Consider the following 21,951-nt stretch of genomic DNA (forward strand, 5'->3'; position numbering starts at 1 on the left):
GGGGGAAAGTGCAAAGAAGGAGAAGGACCTCCGCGTTTCAGCTTCTGGAATGCGCCTTCAGATATTGAAATTGAACGATGTCGACCGGTTCAATTTACGAACGTTTTGTATATGCTTTTTTGTATATACAATAAGGGAAGGGTACACTATGCCAACGGAGTTTGAATGGGATACCAACAAAGCGAAAAGCAATCTCATTAAGCATGGGATCCGCTTTGAAGAAGCTGTTCTGGTGTTTGACGATCCTTACCATTTATCTTTGCAGGATCGTCATGAAAATGGAGAGTTCCGTTGGCAGACCATTGGCCTTGTACATGGTCTAATTGTCATTATGGTCGCACACACGGTACGTTTTGAAAGTGGTGACGAAGTCATTCGAATCATTAGCGTACGAAAGGCGGACCGTAAAGAGAGGAGCCGTTATGAGCATGGTTAAATATAAACGCGGTAGTGCGCCTGAGATGAGTGCTCGCCGTGAGGCTGAGCTCAAAGCACTAGCCGAAAAATCGGAAGCAGAGATTGATTACAGCGATATCCCTGCCACGGGAGATGAACAGTGGTCAGGGGCGGTGCGAGGGAAGTTCTATCGGCCACTCAAAACTCAGGCATCTGTACGTATCGACGCTGACGTGATGGAGTGGCTTAAACGGCCTGGAAAAGGTTACCAGACGAGGCTCAATGCCATTTTGCGTGAAGCTATGCTGCGCGATCAAAACAAAAAATAAGCAACGGGCGGCGTCAGGCTGCCCGCTATCTCAGCGTATATTTTCCAGTAGCCGCCACAGCACCCACCCGCCAAATCCCATCAGCACCACCCCCGCCGTGCGCTCTATCAGCCACAGCGAACGGCTGAGCTTCTGTTGAACCACGGTCAACCCCATCAGCGACACCAGCGCCAGATCCCACGCCAGCACCACCACCACCATCCAGACGCCGCAGGTCGCCTGCTGAAGCAGCGTGACGTCCGGACCCAGCAAGGCCGTCATCAGCGCCAGATAGAACAGCGCGTTCTTCGGGTTTAGCAGCGCCGAACCGAGCCCCAGCAGGATCTGCTTTTGCAGCGACGGGAAGCGCTGGTGGGTTTCATTCAGCGCCCGCGCCTGCTGGCGGCTGCGAATCAGATGCGAGCCGATCCACAGCAGGTACAGCGCCCCGCAAAGCTCGATAAGCGTAAACAGCCACGTAAACTGGCGCAGCGCGCTCCAGCCGATAATCACCAGCAGGATGTACAGCGCGTTACCCGCGGCGATGCCGAGGCACAGTCCGGCGCTACCCCGCAGCCGATAGCGCGCGGCGTAGCCCACCAGCAGGAAGAAATCCGGGCCCGGGCTTAGCAGGGCAACAAAATGCGTCAGCGCCAGGGCGAGAAAAGCGGAAGGGAAGAACAGTTCCATAGCGACCTCAGTTAACAATCTGCGGTCAGAGTACGGCGCTGCAGAGCCTATTTATTGTCTGATATTGATCGGCCGGTGGCGTACTGGCGCGGCGTGGCGGCGGTATAGCTGACGAAGGTCTTATGAAAATGGCTCTGGTCGGCAAAGCCGCTCTGGTAGCCGACGTCGGCAATATCATCCCCGGCGCGCAGACGCGCCTTGGCGTACTCCACGCGGGAGATGTTGAGAAAGCTGCCCGGCGTCAGGCCGGTGTCCTGCCTGAAGGTGCGGATCAGCGTCTCCTTGCGCAGCGAGAAGCGTTGGGCAAGCTCGTCGAGGGAAGGCGGGCAGGTGAGATCGGAAAGAAACGCCTGCTGAATCTGCTGGCTGGTTGCGCGAAGCGCGTCAGCGTTATCCGCGGCGCGGGGAAGGGCAGAAAGCAGGGTCTCAAGGGACGCCGGAGACAGGGTCTCAACAACGTCCAGGTAATGGGCAAACAGGGTTGGGCTACGAATCACCTGTAGCGCCAGCGGAAGCCCGGTGTCGATGTAGAGCATATGGTAGCTGCGCGGTTGCCCGGCGACGGGGTTGCAGCTGTGCGGCACACCGGCCGGGATCGCGATGAGGTCCCCGGGGTTAAGGATGTACTCTCTGTCATGACACACGCAGCAGGTCTGGCCCTCCACAATCGCGCCGATGGAGAGCTGAGGGTGACTGTGGCGTTTGTACGCCTGCGTACTCTGCCAGGTGCTGCGCAGCTCAAGGCCTGAGGCGCGGTGAAAAGTCTGGCGGATATGTCGGGTATCGGTCATGGGCGCTCCTTCTGAAAATTTTTTATACCACGTCAGCGAACCGTCCGGCAGCGCTTCATTAAGAACCTTCCGGATATACCCAACTTTACGTCCATAGCCAGTCATGTTGACTACCCTTAATACCCTAAGCGGTAAAACAAGGAGATTCGACATGGCTTATCAGACAGTAAATCCTGCCACTAACCAGCTCATCAAAGAATACCCCTCACATACCGACGCGGATATCGAAGCGGCGCTGAAGGCGGCCGATGCGCTTTATCATTCGGACTGGGCGAAAGGCGACATCAGCCAGCGCCTGCCGGTGCTGCATAAGCTTGCCGATCTGATCGACGAGCGCGTGGAGGATCTGGCTAAAATCGCCAGCCAGGAGATGGGTAAGCTCATCGAACAGAGCCGCGGCGAGGTGAAGCTGTGCGCGCAGATCGCCCGCTACTACGCCGACAACGCGCAGCGGTTCCTGGCCCCGGAGAAGTACGACTCTGAGCTCGGTGAAGCCTGGGTGGAGCATCACCCCATCGGCGTGCTGATGGCCGTTGAGCCGTGGAACTTCCCGTACTACCAGCTGATGCGCGTCCTGGCGCCAAACCTGGCGGCGGGTAACCCCGTCATCGCCAAACATGCCAGCATCGTGCCGCACTGCGCCGAGACCTTTGCCCATCTGGTGCGCGAGGCGGGGGCGCCGGAAGGGGCGTGGACCAACCTGTTTATTTCGTCCGAGCAGGTGGCAAACATCATTGCCGACGATCGCGTGCAGGGCGCCGCATTAACCGGCTCCGAAAAGGCTGGCAGCGTGGTGGCGGCGCAGGCGGCGAAGCACATCAAGAAATCCACGCTGGAGCTGGGCGGTAACGACGTCTTCGTGGTGCTGGATGACGCAGACCTTGAGAAGGCCGTGAAAATTGGCGTTAACGCGCGGCTCAACAACGCCGGGCAGGTCTGTACCGCGGCGAAGCGCTTTATCCTGCATGAAAAGATTGCAGAGGCCTTCCTGAGCAAATTCACCGAGGCGTTTAAGCAGGTGAAGATTGGCGATCCGCTGGACGAAAGCACCACGCTGGGGCCGCTGTCGTCTAAAGATGCGCTCGAAACGCTGACCAGACAGGTTAACGAGGCGGTGAAAAACGGCGCCACGCTGCACTACGGCGGCAAACCGGCGCAGCGCGACGGGAGTTTCTTCGAACCGACGATCCTGACGAATATTTCCCGCGATAACCCGGCGTATTTCGAAGAGTTCTTCGGCCCGGTGGCGCAGATGTACGTGGTGAAAAACGACGACGAGGCGGTCGCGCTGGCGAACGACTCCCACTACGGCCTGGGCGGGGCGGTATTCAGCCAGAATATCGAGCGCGCGAAGAAAATGGCGTCGCGGATTGAGACCGGGATGGTGTACATCAACTGGCTCACCGATACCGCGCCAGAGCTGCCGTTCGGTGGCGTGAAGCGCTCCGGCTACGGGCGCGAGCTGTCGGATCTGGGGATCAAAGAGTTTGTGAACCAGAAGCTGGTGGTGGTGCATAAGTAAGAGGTCATAAAAAAACCTGCCAGCCGGCAGGTTTTTTTAAAGAGATTATTGCACTTCGATCTTGTCCCAGCCGCTTTTAAACATGCAGCTGTCAACTAACGTATCCCGGCGATATTCATTCGCGTCTTCAACCGTGTAGCTCGTGGAAATATCCTTTTTCTTGTTCTTTTTGTCCGTTTTTTCCGAGCTGGATCCGGTTACGACGTTATCCGGGGGCAGATCGATCAGCGCCTGCGCTTCGCATTCCGTGAGCTTTTTATTCATTTCCGCATCGCTGACGCCCGGTTTCACCCATTTGTACTGGACGCAGCCGGCGAGCATCAGCGTGAGGCCCAGAACGCAAAGCGCGGTCATGCGGTGTTTCATCAGAAGGTGACTCCACCGCCTACATATGCGCCGTCAATCAGCGTGTGGCCAGGACGACCGTCTTTGCCGTCCACGCTCACGTGGCGGTAGCCCACTTTCAGGGTCACTGGCGTAATTGGCGTCCAGCTTATGCCGCCGTTGGCTTCGACGTAGTTTTTCACGCTGTTGTTCAGGCCTTCTGGTGCGACATAGCCTTCACCGTACACGTGGATGCTGTCGGTCAGGGCAACGTTTACGCCGCCGCCAATCGGGAACGCCACGCCGTTATCGCCTTTTTTCGGGCCGAGGTAGATGGCTTTTGCACCCGCATTCAGCCTCACCGGGCCAAGACCCAGGTTGTAGCCTGCGCCCACGCCGCCGGTCTGGGTACCGTCGTCGGTGTTTTTGAGCCAGTTACTTTCCAGATAAACACCGGATGAGGATTTCCCCATTTCCAGATTGAGGTTGGTAAAGTTTTTACCCTGCTCAACGGTGCCGCCCATCGCCAGTGCGGAACCCGATACGGCAGCCAGAGCAGAAAGAAGAAGGATATTCAGTTTTTTCATGTTTTATGCCTCGTCATTAAATTCATCTGGGCGCACCTTAACAAGCGATGTTAATGACTGCAAATGTGATATAAATCGCGTTTTTATACTGATATTGTTAACTTTTTTATTGAAGTTGTTGCAATGATGTTTGATTGTCGGGGTGTCAACAGGGGATGTTTTTAGCATTTAGGAACCGTTTAGTTTTTTGACTAAACATAAACTGAACGAGGCGGGGATAGTGATTTGAGATGAATTAATTGGGTTTCTAATAATTTCCAAAAATGTTTCGCCTGTCACACAAAACAACAAAGCCTTACATTTCGAGCGATGAATATACGTTCAATCGCGCAGGTCGGTTTCCTTTTCATGTCATTTTTCTGACACGTTTATTCTTTACGTTGTTGGCTTCACTAACTGGATGCTAACAATATGAAAAGAAAAATTATTCCTTTGCTAATCGGCTGTGCGCTCTCTTTCTCTGGCCTGGCGGCGCAGCCTACTGCTGAGCGCTATGTCGTCAGCTTCCCTGAAGGCTCCCACGTGAGCTACAGCGGCGCGTTTGCCAGCGCCTTTCCGAACGGACTACCCGTGGGCATTGGCTCCGGCCTGCTGTTTACGGGCAAGCAGGGCGACGCCCTGACCTTTGCGACCGTGACCGATCGCGGTCCAAACGCCGATGCGCCAAAAATGGGTAAAAACGAAGCCAAAATATTTGTCACGCCTGATTTCGCGCCGATGCTGATGACCATCCGCGTTCAGAACGGCAAAGCGGAGGCTGTCGACGCCCGCCCGCTGCATGATGATAAAGGCGAGATTAACGGTCTGCCGCTGCAAAGCGGCGTGATTGGCTCCACCAATGAAGTGGCGTTCAGCGACACCCTCAAGATCCTGAAGGGCGACAACCGCGGGCTGGACACGGAAGGCATCACGCCGGATGGGAAAGGCGGCTACTGGCTGTGCGACGAATATGGCCCGTTCCTGATTAACGTCGACAGCAAAGGGAAGATCCTGGCGATCCACGGGCCGCAGGCCGCGGAAGGGGAGAAATCCATCGCGGGCGGCCTGCCAAACATCATCAAATGGCGCCAGGCGAACCGGGGCTTTGAAGGCCTGACCCGGATGCCGGACGGGCGGATTATCGCCGCCGTGCAAAGCACGCTGGATATTGACGGCAAGAGCAAAAAGCAGGCGCTGTTTACGCGTCTGGTGAGCTTCGACCCGGCGACCGGGAAAACGGCGATGTACGGTTACCCTATCGACAGCGCGGCCTACAGCAAAAACAGCGACGCCAAAATCGGCGACATCGTGGCGCTCGATAACCAGCACATCCTGCTGATTGAGCAGGGAAGCGATAAAAACGACGGGATGCGTAACCTGATTTACAAGGTGGATCTCAGCAAGGCGAGCGACCTGACCACCTTCGACAAGCCGGGCGAATACCCGGAGTTTGATGATGAGAAAACCCTGGCGCAGCGCGGCATTACCCTTGCGGCTAAAACGCAGGTCGTCGATCTGCGCGCGCTGGGCTGGCAGCAGGAGAAGGCCGAAGGGCTGGCGCTGATCGACAGCAAAACGCTTGCGGTAGCGAACGATAACGACTTTGGCGTAAAGGTGGCGATGCAAAACCCGGTCGAGGGCAAGAAGCTCAAGGATTATCGGGTGAACGCGGAAGGCAAGCTGACGCTGGATGATAAGCCAGTTGAAACCACGCTCAGCGTGAAGCCGCTGAAAAAGCCGGAGTCGGACAGCGAGCTGTGGATTGTGACGCTGCCGGAGGCGGTGAAATAAGTTTACCCCACACCCTCTTCCCCAGGCTGAGGAATCTCCAGTAATTTTTTACTGAAAGCGACGAGCGTAGTTTCAAGAAAATTAAGGGCTTATAGCGACGACCTGGTCCGGCTGTAAATCGCTGAGGCGTTTCCTGCAGGCCGGGGCGAGGCGCAGGGATGCGCCGAGAGGGCGGGCTTTACAGGGATGTTACCTCCGCCCGTCCCCGATAAGCCGAAAGGAATAAGCCGAAGGTACCGCGCAGCGGCGATTTACCGCCGGGAGCCCGGGTTGCCAGGGTGGCGGCGACTGAGCCACCCTGGCACGTTCACCGGTCACATCGTTACAGAGTAGCAAGAAACATAAAGTGAACGGAATAACCTCCACAGCCGTATGTTCCCCCTCACCCCAGCCCTCTCCCTCAAGGGAGAGGGGGCCGTCTGTGCAGGTAATATTTTATGGGGATCCCTCAGCCCCACAGGGGAGAGGAGATGCATAGCGGTTATTTTTTCAGACCCGCAAACGCCGCCCGAATTTCTTCTTCCGGGAGTTGGATACCGATAAACACCATCACGCTGTGCGGCGCTTCCTCGCCCCAGGGGCGATCCCAGTCTGCGCTGTACAGGCGCTGTACGCCCTGGAACAGCAGGCGGTTCGGCTCGCCGTCAATCCACAGCATCCCTTTGTAGCGCAGCAGCTTGTCGGCAAACGACAGCAGCAGGTTTTCCATCACGCGCGAAACCTCGCCGATGTCCACCGGGTAGTCCAGCTCCACCACTATCGACGCCACGTCGTTTTGCCTGTCTCCCATAAAGTGGAAGCGCGGTTTTGCGGTGACGTTCTCTTCCAGCATAAAGCCGTTGGTGTTGAACAGCTGAGACAGATCGATGTCGCCATGCGTCACCGTGTAAACCGGCGCGCGAGAGTTAATGCGCGTCAGGCGTTCGCGCAGCTTAACGCTTTCGCCCGCCACGTCGGTTTTGGTCAGCAGGATGCGGTCGGCGTAGCCCACCTGAGACTGGGCGATGGTGAACTGGTTCATCTGTTCGTCGGCGTGAACCGCATCGACCAGGGCAATTACGCCGTCCAGCAGGTAGCGCTGGCACAGGATCTCGTGAGAGAAAAAGGTCTGAATAATCGGGCCGGGGTCGGCCATGCCGGTGCACTCGATCACCAGGCGGTCAAAGTCGATCTCGCCGCGATCGCGGCTGTCGATTAGATCCAGCAGGGCGTCTTCTAATTCGTTAGAGCGGGTGCAGCAGATGCAGCCGTTGGTCAGGGTTTTGATCTGGGTGGCGCGATCGCCGATCAATTGATCGTCAACGGAGACCTCGCCGAATTCGTTTTCGATGACGGCGATTTTGAAGCCGTGCTGTTCGTTCAGGATGTGGCGCAGCAGGGTGGTTTTACCGGCGCCGAGGAAACCGGTCAGCAGGGTAACGGCAATCGGGGTCATGGTCTCTCCTTTAGCAGCAGCGGACGCCGCCTTCTCCACTTCCGCCGTAGCGCGCTTCCTGGCGCTCGCGGAAGAATTCGGTGTAGGTCATGTACGGCTTATCCGGATGGTTGGTCTTCATGTGCTCAACGTAGTTGTCATAGTCCGGAATGCCAATCAGCATTTTCGCCGCCTGACCGAGGTATTTTTTTGCTTCGCCTAAGTTACCAAACATTGTGGGTTCCAGACAGAAAAAGCCCGGCGATGTGAGTCCGCTGGGCTTATGTTCCCCTCATCCCAGCCCTCTCCCAAAGGGAGAGGGGGAGGATTGCGGATTAATGGTGTGAAGAGGTCTTCACGCCGCCTTCCGGCACCGGCACGTACGGGGTTTCTTTATCCGTACGGCCGTCGGCGTTGCGCACGTTCAGCCAGGTTTTGATGCCGTAGAAGATGATGCTGTACACCACCACCAGGAACAGAATGCTCAGACCCGCGTTGGTGTAGTTGTTCACCACGATATGGTTCATGTTGGCAATCTGCTGCGCGGTCAGGTCCGCGCCGCCTGCGGCAATCTTCTCTTTGTACTGGTTAGCCATGAAGAAGAAGCCTTCCAGCTGCGGGTTGGCGCTGAACAGCTTCAGGCCAAGCGCCCAGGTGGTGCAGAGCAGCAGCCACAGCGCAGGAACAACGGTTACCCAGATGTATTTGGTGCGCTTCATCTTCACGAGGACCACGGTACCGAGCACCAGAGCAACGGCTGCGAGCATCTGGTTAGAGATACCGAACAGCGGCCACAGGCTCTTCACGCCGCCGAGCGGGTCGACAACGCCCTGATACAGCAGGTAGCCCCACAGGCCGACGCAGCCCGCAGTACCCAGAATGCCCGCTACCAGAGAGTCGGTTTTCTTCAGGAACGGCACGAAGTTACCGAGCAGGTCCTGCAGCATGAAGCGGCCCGCACGGGTACCGGCGTCCAGCGCGGTCAGGATGAACAGCGCTTCGAACAGAATACCGAAGTGGTACCAGAAGCCCATGTCCGCCCACGGCAGCACCTTGTGGAACACGTGTGCGATACCGACGGCCAGCGTCGGCGCGCCACCGGCGCGGTTCAGTACGGACGGTTCGCCGATGTCCTTCGCGGTTTGCATGATCTGCTCAGGCGAAATCACGAAGCCCCAGGAGCTGACGGTCGCCGCCGCGTGTGCGCTCGCGTCCTTCAGCTGCGCCATAATCAGCGCCGCGTTGTCACCGCCCATCTCGTGCAGGTTTGGCATGGTGATGCCGAGGCCCGCAGGCGGGGTGTTCATCGCGAAGTAGAGACCCGGTTCGATGATAGACGCGGCAACCAGCGCCATGATCGCCACGAAGGACTCCATCAGCATCGCGCCGTAGCCGATCAGACGCGCGTCTTTCTCGTTCGCCAGCAGCTTAGGCGTGGTGCCGGACGCAATCAGGGCGTGGAAGCCGGAGACCGCACCGCAGGCGATGGTGATGAACAGGAACGGGAACAGGGCGCCTTTCCACAGCGGGCCGGTACCGTCGATGTACTGGGTTACCGCAGGCATTTTCAGATCCGGGTTAATCACCAGGATACCGATCGCCAGACCGACGATAACGCCGATTTTGAGGAAGGTCGCGAGGTAGTCACGCGGGGCCAGAATCAGCCAGACCGGCAGCAGCGCGGAGATAAACGCATAGCCAATCAGCGCGAAGGTAATGGTGGTGTCTTTGAAGGTCAGCGCCGGGCCCCAGTACGGGTCGTGCGCAATCACGCCGCCGAAGTAGATGGAGGCTACCAGCAGCACGATACCAATCACCGACACTTCACCCACGCGTCCCGGACGCAGGAAGCGCATGTAGATCCCCATGAACAGCGCAATCGGCACGGTTGAGCAGACGGTGAAGACGCCCCACGGACTTTCGGCCAGCGCTTTCACCACGATCAGGGCCAGCACCGCTAGGATGATGATCATAATCAGGAAGCAGCCGAACAGAGCGATCGTCCCCGGCACGCGGCCCATCTCTTCTTTGACCATCTCACCCAGAGAGGCGCCGTTACGGCGAGAAGAGATAAACAGCACCATAAAGTCCTGCACCGCACCCGCCAGCACCACGCCGGCGAGCAGCCACAGGGTACCCGGCAGGTAGCCCATCTGCGCGGCCAGCACCGGGCCGACCAGCGGGCCTGCGCCGGCGATAGCGGCAAAGTGGTGACCAAACAGCACGTAGCGGTTGGTTGGCACGTAGTTCAGGCCGTCATTGTTAATGACCGCCGGGGTGGCGCGCGTCGGGTCGAGCTTCATGACCTTCTGCGCGATGTACAAGCTGTAGTAGCGATAAGCAACAAGATAGACGGAAACGGACGCGACCACGATCCACAGGGCGCTTACGTGTTCGCCCCGGCGTAATGCGACAACCGCCAGACAGAAAGCGCCGAGGATCCCGAGTAAGGCCCAGGGCACGTGCTTCAGTAGTTTTTTAGTATCCATAGTAAGACCTGGTTTTTTATGTAAAGAAAAAAGGGTCAGGGTTCGTTGTGAGGAGGTATTGATTAATGCTGGAGCGATCGTGCCAGATCCTCGCGCGTGTAAAGGACGGTAAATGAATGAGTGGTTGAAAGCGCCGGGTGAGCGGTCAAAGGGGGCGACGAGCGGTTCCGGCTCGCCGCCAGGGGGCGAAATTATGTGATTGAGATCACTTGATTATTCGGGTTACGTTCTACCGCCAGATAGTTCTCCAGCGTTCTAATCAGTTTTTCCTTCAGCCAGTTCGGTTCCAGAATCTGAATATGGGGCAGCCAGTAGAACAGCAGCGGCAGGATCTGGTTCTCGTGCGCCGCCTGGCAGCGCAGCGTGACGCCGCCCTGCTGCTCCTCCAGCAGCTCCTGTTCCGGCAGAAGATCGCGGCGCAGGAAGTAATGTGAAATATTATCTTTGATAAATATTTTCACCGCGAAAGTATTTTCAGACACCCAGGGGTCGAGGCTTTTCTCCAGCAGCTCAAGGACATTTTCTTCGGGCGTGAAGGTCGTTTTCTGAATATCAAACCAGCTAATCTGGCTCAATGAGAAGGATTTCAGGCGGCTATTTTCGGTGGCTTGTAAATACCATATATTTTTTTTGTTAATGAGTTTATAGGGATTAATCAGACGGGTTTTTCCCTTATAAACGATCTGACAAACATTATGGTTTTTAATCGATCTCTCGATTTTCGTTAAATGACGGCGAATATCACGTTCTACCGTGTGTTCTGCCTCATTTCCAAGAATGAGAATATGGTTTTCGTCAACGCGCGTTTCAAGCTTTTGCCAGAATTCCATATTTCTTTCAGGGAAAAAGCTGTCAGCATTCAGGAAGTTAGCAAGGGTGTGATGTAAGCCTTGTCCGCCGGGCGATTGTGCAGAATGGATCAGCCGATATAGCCCGTTACCGGTATGCTCAACAATGGGAGAGAGGGCATTTAAATCCCGGTAGACGGTACGCTCGGTAATTTTAAATTTTTCCATTAGCGCACTGCGGTTTACCACACCGTTTAAATGTAGCTCAACCAGAATATCGACCAGACGTTCAGCCGAGCGGCTCCGCGTCGTTTTAGCCATAAGGTCATCCTGTATATTTAGGTATGCGCTGAATGATGCGGATGCACTGACAAAGGGTGTCAGTATTCAGTCACAGAAAATTTCTCTTATGGGTATATAACGGCGTGATTTAGCGGAAACCTTAGGAGTTTTTGTAGAAAGCGGCGCTGGCCGGAAAAAAAGGCCAGCGCGAGGGGGGGATCACACGGCGGCTTCCGCCTCCAGCATGACCGGGTGGAAACGGCGCTTGAAGTAGATCAGACCGTGTCCCGCGTCACTCAGAATAATGTTCTTAACTTCAACAAGGTAGACAAGATGCGTGCCGATGGTTTGCACCTGGCTAATCTCGCCCTCAAGGCTGGCGAGCGCGCCCTTGAGCACCGGCTGCGCCAGCGGTCCTTTCTGCCAGCAGGAGAGGGCAAAGCGCTCCTCCATCGTCATACCGGTCATCCCCGCAAAATGGCGAGCCATGATCTCCTGTTCGTGGTTCAGCACGTTAACGCACAGCCTGCCGTTGCCCTGAAATACCGGGTTCATGGCGCTGTTGGCGTTGATGCACACCATAACCGACGGCGGGGTGTCCGTGACCGAACAGACGGCGGTGGCAGTGATGCCGCAGCGTCCGGCCTCACCCTCGGTGGTGACCACATTGACCGCCGCCGACAGGCTGCTCATTGCGTCGCGAAAACGCAGGCGTTGTTCATCTGAATGCATTGCAACCTCCCGCTGCGCTATTTCAGCAGCTTGTCGAGCATGTTGATATCGCTGTTGTTGTGCAGGTGCGGCACCGTCCAGCCGTGCTGGTCGTACTCGGACATGCAGCGGTCGACCATCGCCATCATTTTGTCCATGTTGCCGGAGCTCTGCGCCTGGCGCAGACACTGCAGGCGGATCTCATCCTGGCTGCCGGAGTAGTTGATTTCGTACAGCTCGTGACGGCCGCCAAACTCGCTGCCGATGGCGTCCCACATCAGCTTCAAAATCTTGATGCGTTCGACGTGATCCATGCCGTTGGAGCCGCGCACGTACTTCGCCAGATACTGGTCGATCTGCGGGTTGTTCAGATCCCGGGCGCTGGACGGCAGGTAGATCAGCCCGGACGTCACGTTACGCTCGATGATGTTCTTGATCTTCGCGTAGGCCATCGGCGCCATCACGCGGTAGGTTTGCAGCGCGGCGTGATCCGGCAGATACGCGCCGTTGACCCACGGGGTGGCTTCGGAGCACATGGAGTCGCTCAGCGCCCAGAACATGTTGCGCCAGGCCACCACTTCGCCGAGATCCGCCTGCACGCCGCGGAACTCCAGGGTGCCGGTGCACTCCAGGGATTTCTTCAGCAGGGCGGTGATGAAGTCGAGCTTCACCGCCAGGCGAACGCAGGCCTGCAGCGGGTACATCCGCGCAAAGCCGCCTTCCATCGTCCAGCGACGGCAGCGGTCGAAATCGCGGTAGATCAGCACGTTTTCCCATGGGATCAGCACATGATCCATCACCAGGATCGCGTCGTTCTCGTCGAAGCGGCTGGAGAGCGGGTAGTCGTACGGGGATCCGGTTGCGCCTGCCACCATCTCGTAAGAGGCGCGGGAGATCAGCTTCACGCCTTCGGCATCCATCGGCGCGACGAACATCAGCGCGAAGTCCGGGTTTTCGCCCATCACCTGCGCGGAGCCGAAGCCGATCATGTTGTAGTGGGTCAGCGCCGAGTTGGTTGCCACCACTTTCGCGCCGCTGACGATAATCCCGGCGTCGGTCTCTTTCTCCAGCTTGATGTAGACGTCTTTCACCTCGTCCGCCGGCTTGTGGCGGTCGATCGGCGGGTTAACGATGGCGTGGTTGAAGTACAGGCCGGTTTCCTGAATGCGGGTGTACCAGTTGCGGGCGTTCTGTTCGAACTGGCCGTAGAAGGCCGGGTTGGCGCCGAGCGCGCAGCCGAACGCGGCTTTGTAATCCGGCGTGCGGCCCATCCAGCCGTAGCTCAGGCGCGACCACTCGGCGATGGCGTCGCGCTGCTGGCGCAGGTCGTCGGCGCTTTTCGCCACGCGGAAGAACTTGTGGGTATAGCCGCCGCTGCCGGTGTCGGTGCCCCAGCAGAGCGTGTCCTGCATCTCCGGCTTGTGCAGCGCGTCGTACATCTGTGCGATGGAGGCCGCCGCGTTGCGAAACGCCGGGTGGGTGGTGACGTCTTTGACGCGCTCGCCGTAGATGTAAATCTCACGGCCGTCCTGCAGGCTTTTTAAATACTCTTCGCCGGTTAACGGACGTTTGGCATCAGCGCGGAAATCTTCAGGCTTCATAGGGACCTCGTATCGGAATAAGGTTGTTAAATTTATGTTTTGTTTTTGTTGTTTAATTGAAGCCTGAGAGGGGCGGAACGTGAAGGGACGATTGGGACAACGGCGGGTACTTTTCGCGAGAGATCGCAGAGTGTGATTTCCCTCACCCTAACCCTCTCCCAAAGGGAGAGGGGACGGTTACTCCCTCTCCCTTTGGAAGAGGGGAACAGGCGACACCGGTACTTTCTGCGCCCGATACGCGCTCGGCGAGCACCCCACTAAGCGGTTAAAAAACCGGGCAAAATAGGCCGGATCCTTAAACCCCAGCTGCCAGGCAATGTCGCTGACCGCGCTGTCGGAGAAGAGCAGCAGCCGCCTGGCTTCCCGCAGCTGGCGGTCGAAGATCAGCCGCTTCGGCGGGCGGTTGGCGAAGCGGCGGCAGATATCGGTCAGGCGGGATTCGGTCAGGTGCAGCTCGCTGGCGTATTCCGGCACCGTCCAGTGCTGGTGGTAGTGGGCATCTATCAGCTGGGTAAAGCGCTGGAACAGCTTCAGCTCGCCGCGCATGCCGCCCGAAGCGTGGTCGTCGAGCTTCGCGTTGCGCAGCAGCAGGGTAAACACCGCCTGCGCCAGCAGGACCAGAGTATGTTCGCGCCCCGGCAGCTGTTCCGTGGATTCCCGGGCGATAAGCTGCCAGTAGTGCTTCAGCGCCGCCAGCTCGTCCGGCCTGTCGGCCAGCGAGAGGCAGATCCCCGGCAGGCCAAACGCTTCCCGCGTGCCGGGGTAGAGCACCTCCAGCAGCGGCCAGATCAGATCCTCGCGCACCGTCAGCACGTGTCCGTCGCTGTCGGATTCGGTGATAAACGCGTGCGGCACCGACGGCGGCGTGAGGACGAACAGCGGAGCCTGCACCGAGTAGCGGTGATCGTCGAGCTGGAGCTCAATCTGCCCGGTATCGAGAAAGTGCATCTGAAAATACTGGTCGTGACGGTGCGCCTGCATGTCGCGGCCAAAAAAGGCCGCCATGCGCGCGAACGACTGGTAGTGCACATCGTCGGTGCCCAGACTTTCGTCGTACTCCTTGCTGATGTCGATGTTGGTAATGGGGCTCTGGCACATGGCGGCTCCCTAGTGGATCTTATGCGCCGCGACGCCCGGCTCGCGCTCAAGGCTTTCGCGCTGCGTCATCGGAATGCGCGTCAGCACCAGCGCGCCGACCACCAGCAGCCCGGCCACAAACCACAGTCCGGAGCTGAAGCTGCCGGTCGCATCACGCAGAATGCCGATCAGCAGCGGGCTGACGGCGGATCCGACGTTGCCGATCGCGTTGATCACCGCCAGCGCCACCGCGCGGGACTGCAGGCTAATCACCCGATCCGGCGTGGTCCAGAATATCGCCATGGCGGTAAAGGATCCGGTTGAGGCCATAATGATGCCAAGCAGCTGGATCAGGCTGTGATCGGTGGCCGAGGCCAGCATCCATCCCGCCGCGGCGAACAGGTACGGCAGGATGGTGTGCTTTTTTCGCTCTTTCAGCCTGTCGGAGCGTCGGCTCCACCAGATCATCCCGAGAATGGTGCAAAACTGCGGGATCGCCGCCAGCAGGCCGATGACGATATTGCTGCTTCCCGTGTTGAAGCTTTGCAGGATCTGCGGCGTCCAGATGTTGATGGCGCTGAGCGTGTTGGTCAGGCAGAAGTAGGCCAGCGTGTAGAGCAGCACCGCCGGGGTCAGCACTTCGCGCAGCGTCGATCGCGGCGTGACGGACTGGGCAATGGCGACCTCCTGCTCGCGGGCGATCATCGTTTTCAGCGCCTGCTTTTCGTCGTCGTCGAGCCAGGTAGCTTGATCCGGCGTGTCGTTGAGATAAAACCAGGTCACCACGCCGAGCACCACCGACGGCAGCCCCTCCAGCAGGAACAGCCACTGCCAGCCCTTCAGGTTCCACAGCCCGTCCATCGCCAGAATGTAGCCCGAGAGGATCGAGCCGAGCATCATGGTCACCGGCATGGCGATCATAAACAGCGCGTTGGCGCGGGCGCGGTGATAGGCCGGGAACCACCATGTGAGGTAGACCAAAATCCCCGGCAGGAAGCCCGCTTCGGCAATGCCTACCAGCATGCGCAGAACGTAGAGCGTTTCAGGGCTGGTGGCAAACATGGTGCAGGTGGAGGCGATGCCCCACACCACCATGATCCCGGCGATCCAGCGCCGCGCGCCGATCTTCGCCAGCATGATGTTGCTCGGGATCCCGCACAGCACGTAGGTGACGTAAAACAGCGTCGCGGCCAGGCCAAACATGGTCGACGTGAGGCCCAGATCTTTGCCCATCGTCAGCCCGGCAAAGCCGATGTTGATACGATCGAGAAACGAAAAGACAAACAGGATAAAGAGAAAGACGATCAGGCGTCGGAACAGCTTGTTAATGGCGCGATGTTCAACAGCTTTATTATCATGGGTTTGCAGGGTAGAGGTCGTCATGGTGCGCTCCAGATCTTACGTTTAGTAGACGGATTTATTGTTATTAACTGACGTAACCGGTTGTTCGATAAAGCGTGCCGCCAGCGCTTCGGCGCCGCGGGCGAGCAGGGTGGTGTCGACGCCGACGGCGACAAACAGCGCGCCAAGCTCGAGGTAGCGTTTCGCCAGCGGCTCGTTCGCCATCAGGATGCCGGGCGCTTTGCCCGCGCTGAGGATCTGCGCGATAGCCTGCTCGATGGCGGCCTGCACCTCCGGGTGCTGCGGATTGCCGGCAAAGCCCATGTCGGCGCTCAGATCCGCCGGGCCGATAAACACGCCGTCGACGCCTTCAACGTCGAGGATCTGCGGCAGATTTTTTAGCGCCTCGCGGGTTTCAATCTGCACCAGCACGCACATGGCGTCGTTGGCCTGCTGCAGGTAATCCGGGATGCGGTTCCAGCGCGAGGCGCGCGCCAGGGCGCTTCCGACCCCGCGAATGCCCGCGGGCGGGTAGCGGGTGGCACGTACCGCCAGCCGCGCTTCGTCGGCGTTTTGCACCATCGGCACCAGCAGGGTTTGCGCGCCCACGTCCAGCAGCTGCTTGATCTGCACCGGGTCGTTCCACGACGGGCGCACTACCGGCTGGCTGGGATAGGGCGCGATGGCCTGTAATTGGGTTAACACGGTCTGCACGCTGTTTGGCGCGTGCTCGCCGTCGATCAGCAGCCAGTCGAAGCCTGCCCCCGCCAGCAGCTCGGCGCTGTAGCTGCTGGTCAGCCCCAGCCATAACCCGATTTGCGGGCGGCCCGTCTTCAGCGCTGCTTTGAATGCGTTTTGCATGGTTGCCTCCTTACACAAAGCGGCAGCTGATGGATCCCATGTTGCCGTAGTCGACGTGGAAGGTGTCGCCTCTGCTGGCGGGCACCGGGCGGGTAAACGAGCCGCCGAGGATGATTTGCCCCGGTTCAAGCTGCACGTCGTACGGCGCCAGCTTGTTCGCCAGCCACGCCACGCCGTTCGCCGGGTGGTTAAGCACGCCTGCGGCCACGCCGGTCTCTTCGATCACGCCGTTGCGGTAGAGCAGGGCGGAGATCCAGCGCAGATCCAGCTCGTCGGGCTTAATCGGGCGGCCGCCGAGGATCACTCCCGCGTTGGCGGCGTTATCGGAGATGGTGTCGAACACCTTGCGCGGGCGCTGGGTTTCCGGATCAACGTTGTGACAGCGGGCGTCGATCAGCTCCAGCGCGGGGATGACGTAGTCCGTAGCGTTGTAGACGTCGAAGATGGTGCAGTTCGGGCCGCGCAGCGGTTTCGCCAGCACGAACGCCAGCTCCACTTCGATGCGCGGAACGATAAAGCGATCGACCGGGATGTCGCTGCCGTCGTGGAAAAACATGTCGTCCAGCAGCGCGCCATAGTCAGGCTCGCTAATCTGCGAGCTGGCCTGCATCGCTTTGGAGGTGAGGCCGATCTTGTGGCCCTTCAGCACGCGGCCTTCGGCGATTTTCAGGCTGACCCATTCGCGCTGGACGGCGTAGGCGTCGTCGATGGTGATCGTCGGGTAGTCCAGCGAGATCGCGCGGATCTGCTCCCGGGATTGTTCCGCCTGATGCAGACGATGGGCGATCAGGGTATGGGTATGTTTGTCGAGCATGGCGATATCCTGTTTTACGTTTGTTTTCTCCCTCTCCCTGTGGGAGAGGGACGGGGTGAGGGCATCAGGCCGCAGAGATTTCCTCTCACCCTAACCCTCTCCCAAAGGGAGAGGGGACGGTATTACTTAAACAACGCGTGCACGTTGTTTTGTTTGTAATTGAGCGTCGGATGCAGCTCGTCGAGCTCGAACGACAGCGCCAGATAGCGGCTCGCCATTAGCGCCGAGAAGTGCGATTTGATCAGCGCAAACAGCATCTCCCCCACGGCTTCCCGGCTCTCCAGACTGCGCCCGGCGCCAATCTTCAGCGTCATATGCACAAAGGCGTAATCGTGCCTGCCGTCGGCCATCTGCCAGGTGTCCAGCCAGTGGGCGCGGCTGCGGATGCCGCCGATGGGGAAGATGCCCGTGGCGGCCAGCGCCTCGTTCACTTTGGCGAACAGCCCCGGCAGGTCGGCCTGCTCGCGGATGTTGTCGGTACATTCAGCAATAAAGTGCGGCATGTTGGCTCCTTACGCGGGCAGCGGGAAAACGGCGTTGACCTGGCCGGTGCCGGAGCTGGCGAACAGCTCGGTGAGGAACTCCACCCTGCCATCGTATTTGTCCCAGCCGAGCATCCCCAGCAGCATCACCGTGTCGTGCATGTTGCCCTCGCCGTAGCAGTAGTCGGCGTACTCCGGCAGCATGCTGCAAAACTCTTTGAACTGCCCCTCGCGCCACAGCTTCACCACGCGCTCGTCCATCTGGCGGTCGAACTCGCGGGTGTAGCTGTTCATCCCTTCCTCCGCGCGCTGGTCGTCGATAAAGCGGTGCGACAGCGAGCCGCTGGCGAGCACCGCCACGGTGCCGTCGTATTTTTCGATGGCGCTGACGATGGCCTCGCCCAGCCTGCGGCTGTCGGCGAAGTCGTGAACCGTGCAGAACGCCGAGATGGAGACCACTTTGAAGTGTTTATCTGCGTTCATGTAGCGCATCGGCACCAGCGTGCCGTACTCCAGCTTTAGGCTCGGGATGTTGTGCGCTTTGGCGCGCACGCCGAGCTTCACCGCCTCGTCGGCAATCAGCTGGCCGAGCGCCGGGTTGCCGTCGTAGTCGTAGGTCATGTCGCGGATAAAGTGCGGCAGCTCGTTGCTGGTGTAGACGCCCGCAAAATGGTCCGCACAGTTGATGTGGTACGCGCTGTTCACCAGCCAGTGGGTGTCGAACACGATGATGGTGTCCACGCCCAGCTCGCGGCAGCGCTTGCTGATTTCTTTATGCCCGTCGATGGCCGACTGGCGGCAGCCGTGGTTTTTCCCCGGCAGCTCGGAGAGGTACATCGACGGAACGTGAGTGATTTTTGCCGCTAACGCTAATTTACCCATGGTCAGATCCCCCACTTTGGAATCGGATGGTCGCCCATGGAGATGCAGACGTTCTTCATCTCCGCGAACACCTCGAAGCTGTACTCGCCGCCCTCGCGGCCGGTGCCGGAGGCCTTCACGCCGCCAAACGGCTGGCGAAGGTCGCGCACGTTCTGGGTGTTCACGAACACCATGCCCGCTTCGATATTCCGCGCCAGGCGCAGTACCTTGCTGACGTCCTGGGTCCAGATGTATGACGCCAGGCCGTACTCCACGTCGTTGGCCAGCCGCAGGCCTTCCGCTTCGTCCTTAAACGGCAGCAGGCAGGCCACCGGCCCGAAGATCTCCTCCTGCGCCACGCGCATGCGGTTGTCGACGTCCGCCAGCACGGTCGGGCGCAGGAAATTGCCGCCCTTCAGGTGTGCAGGCAGGTCGGTCGGTTTGTCCGGGCCGCCCGCCAGCAGGGTTGCACCCTCTTCAATGCCGAGGCGGATGTAGCCGGAGACTTTCTCCCAGTGCTGCTTGCTGATGAGTGCGCCAATCTGGGTGTTCGGATCGGTCGGGTCGCCCACGCGCAGGCGGTTGGCGCGTTCGGCAAAGCGCTTCACGAATTCCGGGTAGATGCTCTGCTGGATAAAGATGCGCGAGCCCGCGGTGCAGCGCTCGCCGTTGATGGAGAAGATGGTGAACAGGGCGGCGTCCAGCGCGCGCTCGATGTCGGCATCTTCAAAAATCAGCACCGGAGATTTGCCGCCCAGCTCCATGGAGTATTTCTTCAGCCCGGCGTTTTTCATGATGTTGCGTCCGGTGGCGGTGCCGCCGGTGAAGGAGACGGCGCGCACGTCGTGATGGCGCACCAGCGCGTCGCCTGCCGTCGCGCCGTAGCCCTGCACCACGTTGAGCACGCCCGCCGGAATGCCCGCCTCCAGCGCCAGCTCGCCCAGACGGTCGGCGGTCAGCGGGGAGAGTTCAGACATCTTCAGCACCGCGGTGTTTCCGAGTGCCAGGCACGGCGCGACCTTCCAGGTGGCGGTCATAAACGGCACGTTCCACGGCGACACCAGCGCGCAGACGCCCACCGGCTGCACCAGGGTGTAGTTGAGCATCTTGTCGTCGACCGGGTAGGTTTTGCCGTTCATCTGCTGGCACACCTCGGCGAAGAACTCGAAGTTGTGTGAGGCGCGCGGGATCAGCACGTTTTTGGTCTGGTGGATCGGCAGGCCGGTGTCGGCGGTTTCCATGGCGGCGATCTCGGGCACGTTCTGGTCGATCAGGTCACCCAGACGACGCATCAGGCGTGCGCGCTCCTTCATCGGCAGGTTGGCCCATTTCGGGAACGCCTCTTTGGCGGCAGCGACGGCCTGGTGAACTTCAGCTTCACCGCCGGCGGCGACTTCCGCTAATACCTCGCCGGAGGCCGGGTTGGTAGTGTGGAAGTACTCGCTTCCGGCGACGTTTTTACCGTTGATCCAGTGGTTAATCTTTTTCATTTTGCAGTCTCCTCGCTGACAATCCGGTTCACCAGGCGTCCCACGCCTTCCACTTCCACCACTACCTCATCGCCCGGCACCACGTCGGACAGCCCTTTCGGCGTGCCGGTGGCAATCATGTCGCCCGGCTGCAGGGTCATAAAATCGCTCAGGTACGCAATCAGGTACGGGATGCTGAAAATGAGATCGGCGGTGGTGCCTTCCTGCCGCAGCTCGCCGTTGACGAAGGTGCGCAGGGCGAGGTTGTGCGGATCGGGGATGGCTTCTTTTGGCACGATGTTTGGGGAAATGGGGGTCAGCCCGTCCCGGCTTTTTACCCTCAGGTTCGGTCGGTAGTAGTTTTCCAGGTAGTCGCGGATGGCGTAGTCGTTGCAGACCGTATAGCCCGCAACAAAGTCCATCGCCTCGGCTTCGCTGACCTTACGCGCGGTTTTACCGATGACCACCACCAGCTCCGCTTCGTAATGCATGTATTCGATATTGTTCGGGCGCACCGACGTCTGGCCGTCGCCGTTGAAGGTGTTTGGCGCTTTGATAAATACCAGCGGCTCGGTTGGCGGCTTAAAGTCCAGCTCGCTGGCGTGGTCGGCATAGTTCAGACCGAGGGCAAACAGCGTGGCGTGCGGCGGCGTGCTGTGCGTGAAAGCGACGTCGCGTTCATCCACCACCGGGTTTTCCAGCGGCGGAAAACCTTCCGCCAGAACGCGCACGCGATCGCCCGGGCGGATCTCCACGCGGCTTTGCGGGGTGCCGAGCAGGATCGCATCGCCGGGATTGAGGGTGGCGAACTCGCTCAGGGCGCTCAGCAGTTCGGCGGCGCTGCGCTGAAGATCGGCCGTGCTCCAGTGGTCCGCTTCGCGGCCGTTGATCTCGGTGATGATGGTCAGGTTATCCACGTTATCCACGGCGACAAGTTCGCCGAGCGGGCAAAATCCGTCCCGGCATTTGGCCTTGATGGCCGGGCGGTAGAAGCTCTCTTCCGGCAGGCTCACCTCGTTGGCGAGCGCATATCCCGCGATGTACGCCGCGGCGTCCTCCACGCGCACCTTGCTGGCGGTTTTGCCCACGACCAGCGCCACCGTCGCGCCGCTTAATACCGTTTCCCCGTGCGGGAAGGGGATCGGCTCGCCCGCGCGAATCACCGTGTTATGCGGCTTGATAAACCACACCGCCGTTTTCGGCGGCGTGTTGTAGGGCGCTTTTTCAAAGGCCTCACGCCAGGCTTCAAGCTGGCTTTGATGGTTGAGGGCGACGGCAAAAACGGTACCTTTCATTCATATACTCCTCACCCCGGTGGTCCGGGTTGTGATTTCATTAATATGTTAATGATCTGGTTTTATGCTTTTGCTGTT

At 59.1% G+C, this 21,951-nt stretch carries 22 protein-coding genes; 4 read left to right on the forward strand and 18 right to left on the reverse strand.

Annotated features, from left to right (window positions below):
- Positions 1-148 precede the first annotated feature (148 nt).
- Together HB664_RS06110 and HB664_RS06115 are read left to right on the forward strand one after the other, a co-directional pair.
- Complete coding sequence (locus HB664_RS06110; RefSeq protein ID WP_219940491.1) at positions 149-436, forward strand: BrnT family toxin; 288 nt, start codon at positions 149-151, stop codon at positions 434-436.
- A complete protein-coding gene (locus HB664_RS06115; protein WP_214580031.1) occupies positions 423-725 on the forward strand; it encodes a BrnA antitoxin family protein in 303 nt (100 codons plus the stop codon). Before HB664_RS06110 ends, HB664_RS06115 begins: the two co-directional genes overlap by 14 nt.
- 30 nt (positions 726-755) lie before the next feature.
- On the opposite strand, the gene HB664_RS06120 is transcribed toward HB664_RS06115, so the two are convergent.
- Together HB664_RS06120 and HB664_RS06125 are read right to left on the reverse strand one after the other, a co-directional pair.
- Positions 756-1,394, reverse strand: coding sequence for a LysE family translocator (locus HB664_RS06120; RefSeq protein ID WP_219940492.1), 639 nt, complete (start codon positions 1,392-1,394; stop codon positions 756-758).
- A 47-nt stretch (positions 1,395-1,441) separates the two neighbouring features.
- Entirely contained in the window at positions 1,442-2,185 is a 744-nt protein-coding gene (locus tag HB664_RS06125) for an AraC family transcriptional regulator (protein WP_143347570.1), read from the reverse strand.
- A gap of 151 nt (positions 2,186-2,336) precedes the next feature.
- Here HB664_RS06125 and HB664_RS06130 point away from each other — a divergent pair, with 151 nt between their 5' ends.
- Positions 2,337-3,707: an NAD-dependent succinate-semialdehyde dehydrogenase gene (locus tag HB664_RS06130; protein WP_143347569.1), complete on the forward strand. Its 1,371-nt coding sequence runs from the start codon at positions 2,337-2,339 to the stop codon at positions 3,705-3,707.
- A gap of 45 nt (positions 3,708-3,752) precedes the next feature.
- Here HB664_RS06130 and HB664_RS06135 read toward each other — a convergent pair whose 3' ends face one another.
- A complete protein-coding gene (locus HB664_RS06135) occupies positions 3,753-4,073 on the reverse strand; it encodes a hypothetical protein (RefSeq protein WP_143347568.1) in 321 nt (106 codons plus the stop codon).
- Positions 4,073-4,618, reverse strand: a complete 546-nt coding sequence (locus HB664_RS06140; RefSeq protein WP_219940493.1) for a YfaZ family outer membrane protein — start codon at positions 4,616-4,618, stop codon at positions 4,073-4,075. Before HB664_RS06140 ends, HB664_RS06135 begins: the two co-directional genes overlap by 1 nt.
- A 411-nt stretch (positions 4,619-5,029) precedes the next feature.
- Between HB664_RS06140 and HB664_RS06145 the strand changes: the two genes are divergently transcribed.
- Positions 5,030-6,388, forward strand: a complete 1,359-nt coding sequence (locus HB664_RS06145) for an esterase-like activity of phytase family protein (protein ID WP_219940494.1) — start codon at positions 5,030-5,032, stop codon at positions 6,386-6,388.
- A gap of 481 nt (positions 6,389-6,869) precedes the next feature.
- Here the strand turns inward: HB664_RS06145 and yjiA are convergent, their stop codons facing one another.
- The 14 genes from yjiA to hpaG form a co-directional block, all read right to left on the reverse strand.
- Positions 6,870-7,823, reverse strand: coding sequence for a GTPase (gene yjiA, locus HB664_RS06150; RefSeq protein ID WP_094935510.1), 954 nt, complete (start codon positions 7,821-7,823; stop codon positions 6,870-6,872).
- Between the two features lie 10 nt (positions 7,824-7,833).
- Positions 7,834-8,037, reverse strand: coding sequence for a YbdD/YjiX family protein (locus HB664_RS06155; protein WP_003856610.1), 204 nt, complete (start codon positions 8,035-8,037; stop codon positions 7,834-7,836).
- A 100-nt stretch (positions 8,038-8,137) separates the two neighbouring features.
- The gene (locus HB664_RS06160) at positions 8,138-10,291 is read right to left on the reverse strand and encodes a carbon starvation CstA family protein (protein ID WP_023334384.1); all 2,154 of its coding nucleotides are present in this window, start codon (positions 10,289-10,291) and stop codon (positions 8,138-8,140) included.
- Positions 10,292-10,482: 191 nt separating this feature from the next.
- A complete protein-coding gene (locus HB664_RS06165; RefSeq protein WP_033144554.1) occupies positions 10,483-11,400 on the reverse strand; it encodes a YafY family protein in 918 nt (305 codons plus the stop codon).
- A 180-nt stretch (positions 11,401-11,580) separates the two neighbouring features.
- Entirely contained in the window at positions 11,581-12,093 is a 513-nt protein-coding gene (locus HB664_RS06170) for a 4-hydroxyphenylacetate 3-monooxygenase reductase subunit (protein WP_023310274.1), read from the reverse strand.
- Positions 12,094-12,110: 17 nt separating this feature from the next.
- Complete coding sequence (hpaB, locus tag HB664_RS06175; protein WP_033144556.1) at positions 12,111-13,673, reverse strand: 4-hydroxyphenylacetate 3-monooxygenase, oxygenase component; 1,563 nt, start codon at positions 13,671-13,673, stop codon at positions 12,111-12,113.
- 177 nt (positions 13,674-13,850) lie between these two features.
- Positions 13,851-14,771 carry a 4-hydroxyphenylacetate catabolism regulatory protein HpaA gene (hpaA, locus tag HB664_RS06180; protein WP_219940495.1) on the reverse strand — a complete coding sequence of 307 codons (921 nt, stop codon included), beginning with the start codon at positions 14,769-14,771 and terminating at the stop codon, positions 13,851-13,853.
- A gap of 9 nt (positions 14,772-14,780) precedes the next feature.
- Entirely contained in the window at positions 14,781-16,133 is a 1,353-nt protein-coding gene (gene hpaX / locus HB664_RS06185; RefSeq protein ID WP_047059024.1) for a 4-hydroxyphenylacetate permease, read from the reverse strand.
- 21 nt (positions 16,134-16,154) lie between these two features.
- The gene (hpaI, locus tag HB664_RS06190) at positions 16,155-16,952 is read right to left on the reverse strand and encodes a 4-hydroxy-2-oxoheptanedioate aldolase (protein ID WP_219940496.1); all 798 of its coding nucleotides are present in this window, start codon (positions 16,950-16,952) and stop codon (positions 16,155-16,157) included.
- A 10-nt stretch (positions 16,953-16,962) separates the two neighbouring features.
- The gene (gene hpaH, locus HB664_RS06195) at positions 16,963-17,766 is read right to left on the reverse strand and encodes a 2-oxo-hept-4-ene-1,7-dioate hydratase (RefSeq protein ID WP_214538736.1); all 804 of its coding nucleotides are present in this window, start codon (positions 17,764-17,766) and stop codon (positions 16,963-16,965) included.
- 122 nt (positions 17,767-17,888) lie between these two features.
- Positions 17,889-18,269, reverse strand: a complete 381-nt coding sequence (locus HB664_RS06200; RefSeq protein ID WP_214538735.1) for a 5-carboxymethyl-2-hydroxymuconate Delta-isomerase — start codon at positions 18,267-18,269, stop codon at positions 17,889-17,891.
- 9 nt (positions 18,270-18,278) lie between these two features.
- Positions 18,279-19,130: a 3,4-dihydroxyphenylacetate 2,3-dioxygenase gene (gene hpaD, locus HB664_RS06205; RefSeq protein WP_219940497.1), complete on the reverse strand. Its 852-nt coding sequence runs from the start codon at positions 19,128-19,130 to the stop codon at positions 18,279-18,281.
- A gap of 2 nt (positions 19,131-19,132) precedes the next feature.
- Complete coding sequence (gene hpaE, locus HB664_RS06210; RefSeq protein WP_047060239.1) at positions 19,133-20,599, reverse strand: 5-carboxymethyl-2-hydroxymuconate semialdehyde dehydrogenase; 1,467 nt, start codon at positions 20,597-20,599, stop codon at positions 19,133-19,135.
- Positions 20,596-21,873, reverse strand: a complete 1,278-nt coding sequence (gene hpaG / locus HB664_RS06215; protein ID WP_219940498.1) for a 4-hydroxyphenylacetate degradation bifunctional isomerase/decarboxylase — start codon at positions 21,871-21,873, stop codon at positions 20,596-20,598. The genes hpaE and hpaG overlap by 4 nt, the downstream gene beginning before the upstream one ends.
- Between the last annotated feature and the right edge of the window lie 78 nt (positions 21,874-21,951).

Origin of the sequence: Enterobacter sp. DNB-S2 (genome assembly GCF_019443845.1) — a bacterium.
Taxonomy (GTDB): Bacteria; Pseudomonadota; Gammaproteobacteria; order Enterobacterales; family Enterobacteriaceae; genus Enterobacter; species Enterobacter asburiae_B.

What these genes read in the sequence shown, in the direction of transcription:
- hpaI (WP_219940496.1), bottom strand. Translation starts at nt 16,952, where the DNA reads ATGCAAAACGCATTCAAAGCAGCGCTGAAGACGGGCCGCCCGCAAATC.
- HB664_RS06125 (WP_143347570.1), bottom strand. Translation starts at nt 2,185, where the DNA reads ATGACCGATACCCGACATATCCGCCAGACTTTTCACCGCGCCTCAGGC.
- hpaB (WP_033144556.1), bottom strand. Translation starts at nt 13,673, where the DNA reads ATGAAGCCTGAAGATTTCCGCGCTGATGCCAAACGTCCGTTAACCGGC.
- hpaA (WP_219940495.1), bottom strand. Translation starts at nt 14,771, where the DNA reads ATGTGCCAGAGCCCCATTACCAACATCGACATCAGCAAGGAGTACGAC.
- hpaG (WP_219940498.1), bottom strand. Translation starts at nt 21,873, where the DNA reads ATGAAAGGTACCGTTTTTGCCGTCGCCCTCAACCATCAAAGCCAGCTT.
- HB664_RS06145 (WP_219940494.1), top strand. Translation starts at nt 5,030, where the DNA reads ATGAAAAGAAAAATTATTCCTTTGCTAATCGGCTGTGCGCTCTCTTTC.
- HB664_RS06165 (WP_033144554.1), bottom strand. Translation starts at nt 11,400, where the DNA reads ATGGCTAAAACGACGCGGAGCCGCTCGGCTGAACGTCTGGTCGATATT.
- HB664_RS06160 (WP_023334384.1), bottom strand. Translation starts at nt 10,291, where the DNA reads ATGGATACTAAAAAACTACTGAAGCACGTGCCCTGGGCCTTACTCGGG.
- HB664_RS06170 (WP_023310274.1), bottom strand. Translation starts at nt 12,093, where the DNA reads ATGCATTCAGATGAACAACGCCTGCGTTTTCGCGACGCAATGAGCAGC.
- HB664_RS06110 (WP_219940491.1), top strand. Translation starts at nt 149, where the DNA reads ATGCCAACGGAGTTTGAATGGGATACCAACAAAGCGAAAAGCAATCTC.
- hpaD (WP_219940497.1), bottom strand. Translation starts at nt 19,130, where the DNA reads ATGGGTAAATTAGCGTTAGCGGCAAAAATCACTCACGTTCCGTCGATG.
- HB664_RS06200 (WP_214538735.1), bottom strand. Translation starts at nt 18,269, where the DNA reads ATGCCGCACTTTATTGCTGAATGTACCGACAACATCCGCGAGCAGGCC.
- HB664_RS06115 (WP_214580031.1), top strand. Translation starts at nt 423, where the DNA reads ATGAGCATGGTTAAATATAAACGCGGTAGTGCGCCTGAGATGAGTGCT.
- hpaX (WP_047059024.1), bottom strand. Translation starts at nt 16,133, where the DNA reads ATGACGACCTCTACCCTGCAAACCCATGATAATAAAGCTGTTGAACAT.
- HB664_RS06155 (WP_003856610.1), bottom strand. Translation starts at nt 8,037, where the DNA reads ATGTTTGGTAACTTAGGCGAAGCAAAAAAATACCTCGGTCAGGCGGCG.
- HB664_RS06120 (WP_219940492.1), bottom strand. Translation starts at nt 1,394, where the DNA reads ATGGAACTGTTCTTCCCTTCCGCTTTTCTCGCCCTGGCGCTGACGCAT.
- HB664_RS06140 (WP_219940493.1), bottom strand. Translation starts at nt 4,618, where the DNA reads ATGAAAAAACTGAATATCCTTCTTCTTTCTGCTCTGGCTGCCGTATCG.
- yjiA (WP_094935510.1), bottom strand. Translation starts at nt 7,823, where the DNA reads ATGACCCCGATTGCCGTTACCCTGCTGACCGGTTTCCTCGGCGCCGGT.
- HB664_RS06130 (WP_143347569.1), top strand. Translation starts at nt 2,337, where the DNA reads ATGGCTTATCAGACAGTAAATCCTGCCACTAACCAGCTCATCAAAGAA.
- hpaH (WP_214538736.1), bottom strand. Translation starts at nt 17,766, where the DNA reads ATGCTCGACAAACATACCCATACCCTGATCGCCCATCGTCTGCATCAG.
- HB664_RS06135 (WP_143347568.1), bottom strand. Translation starts at nt 4,073, where the DNA reads ATGAAACACCGCATGACCGCGCTTTGCGTTCTGGGCCTCACGCTGATG.
- hpaE (WP_047060239.1), bottom strand. Translation starts at nt 20,599, where the DNA reads ATGAAAAAGATTAACCACTGGATCAACGGTAAAAACGTCGCCGGAAGC.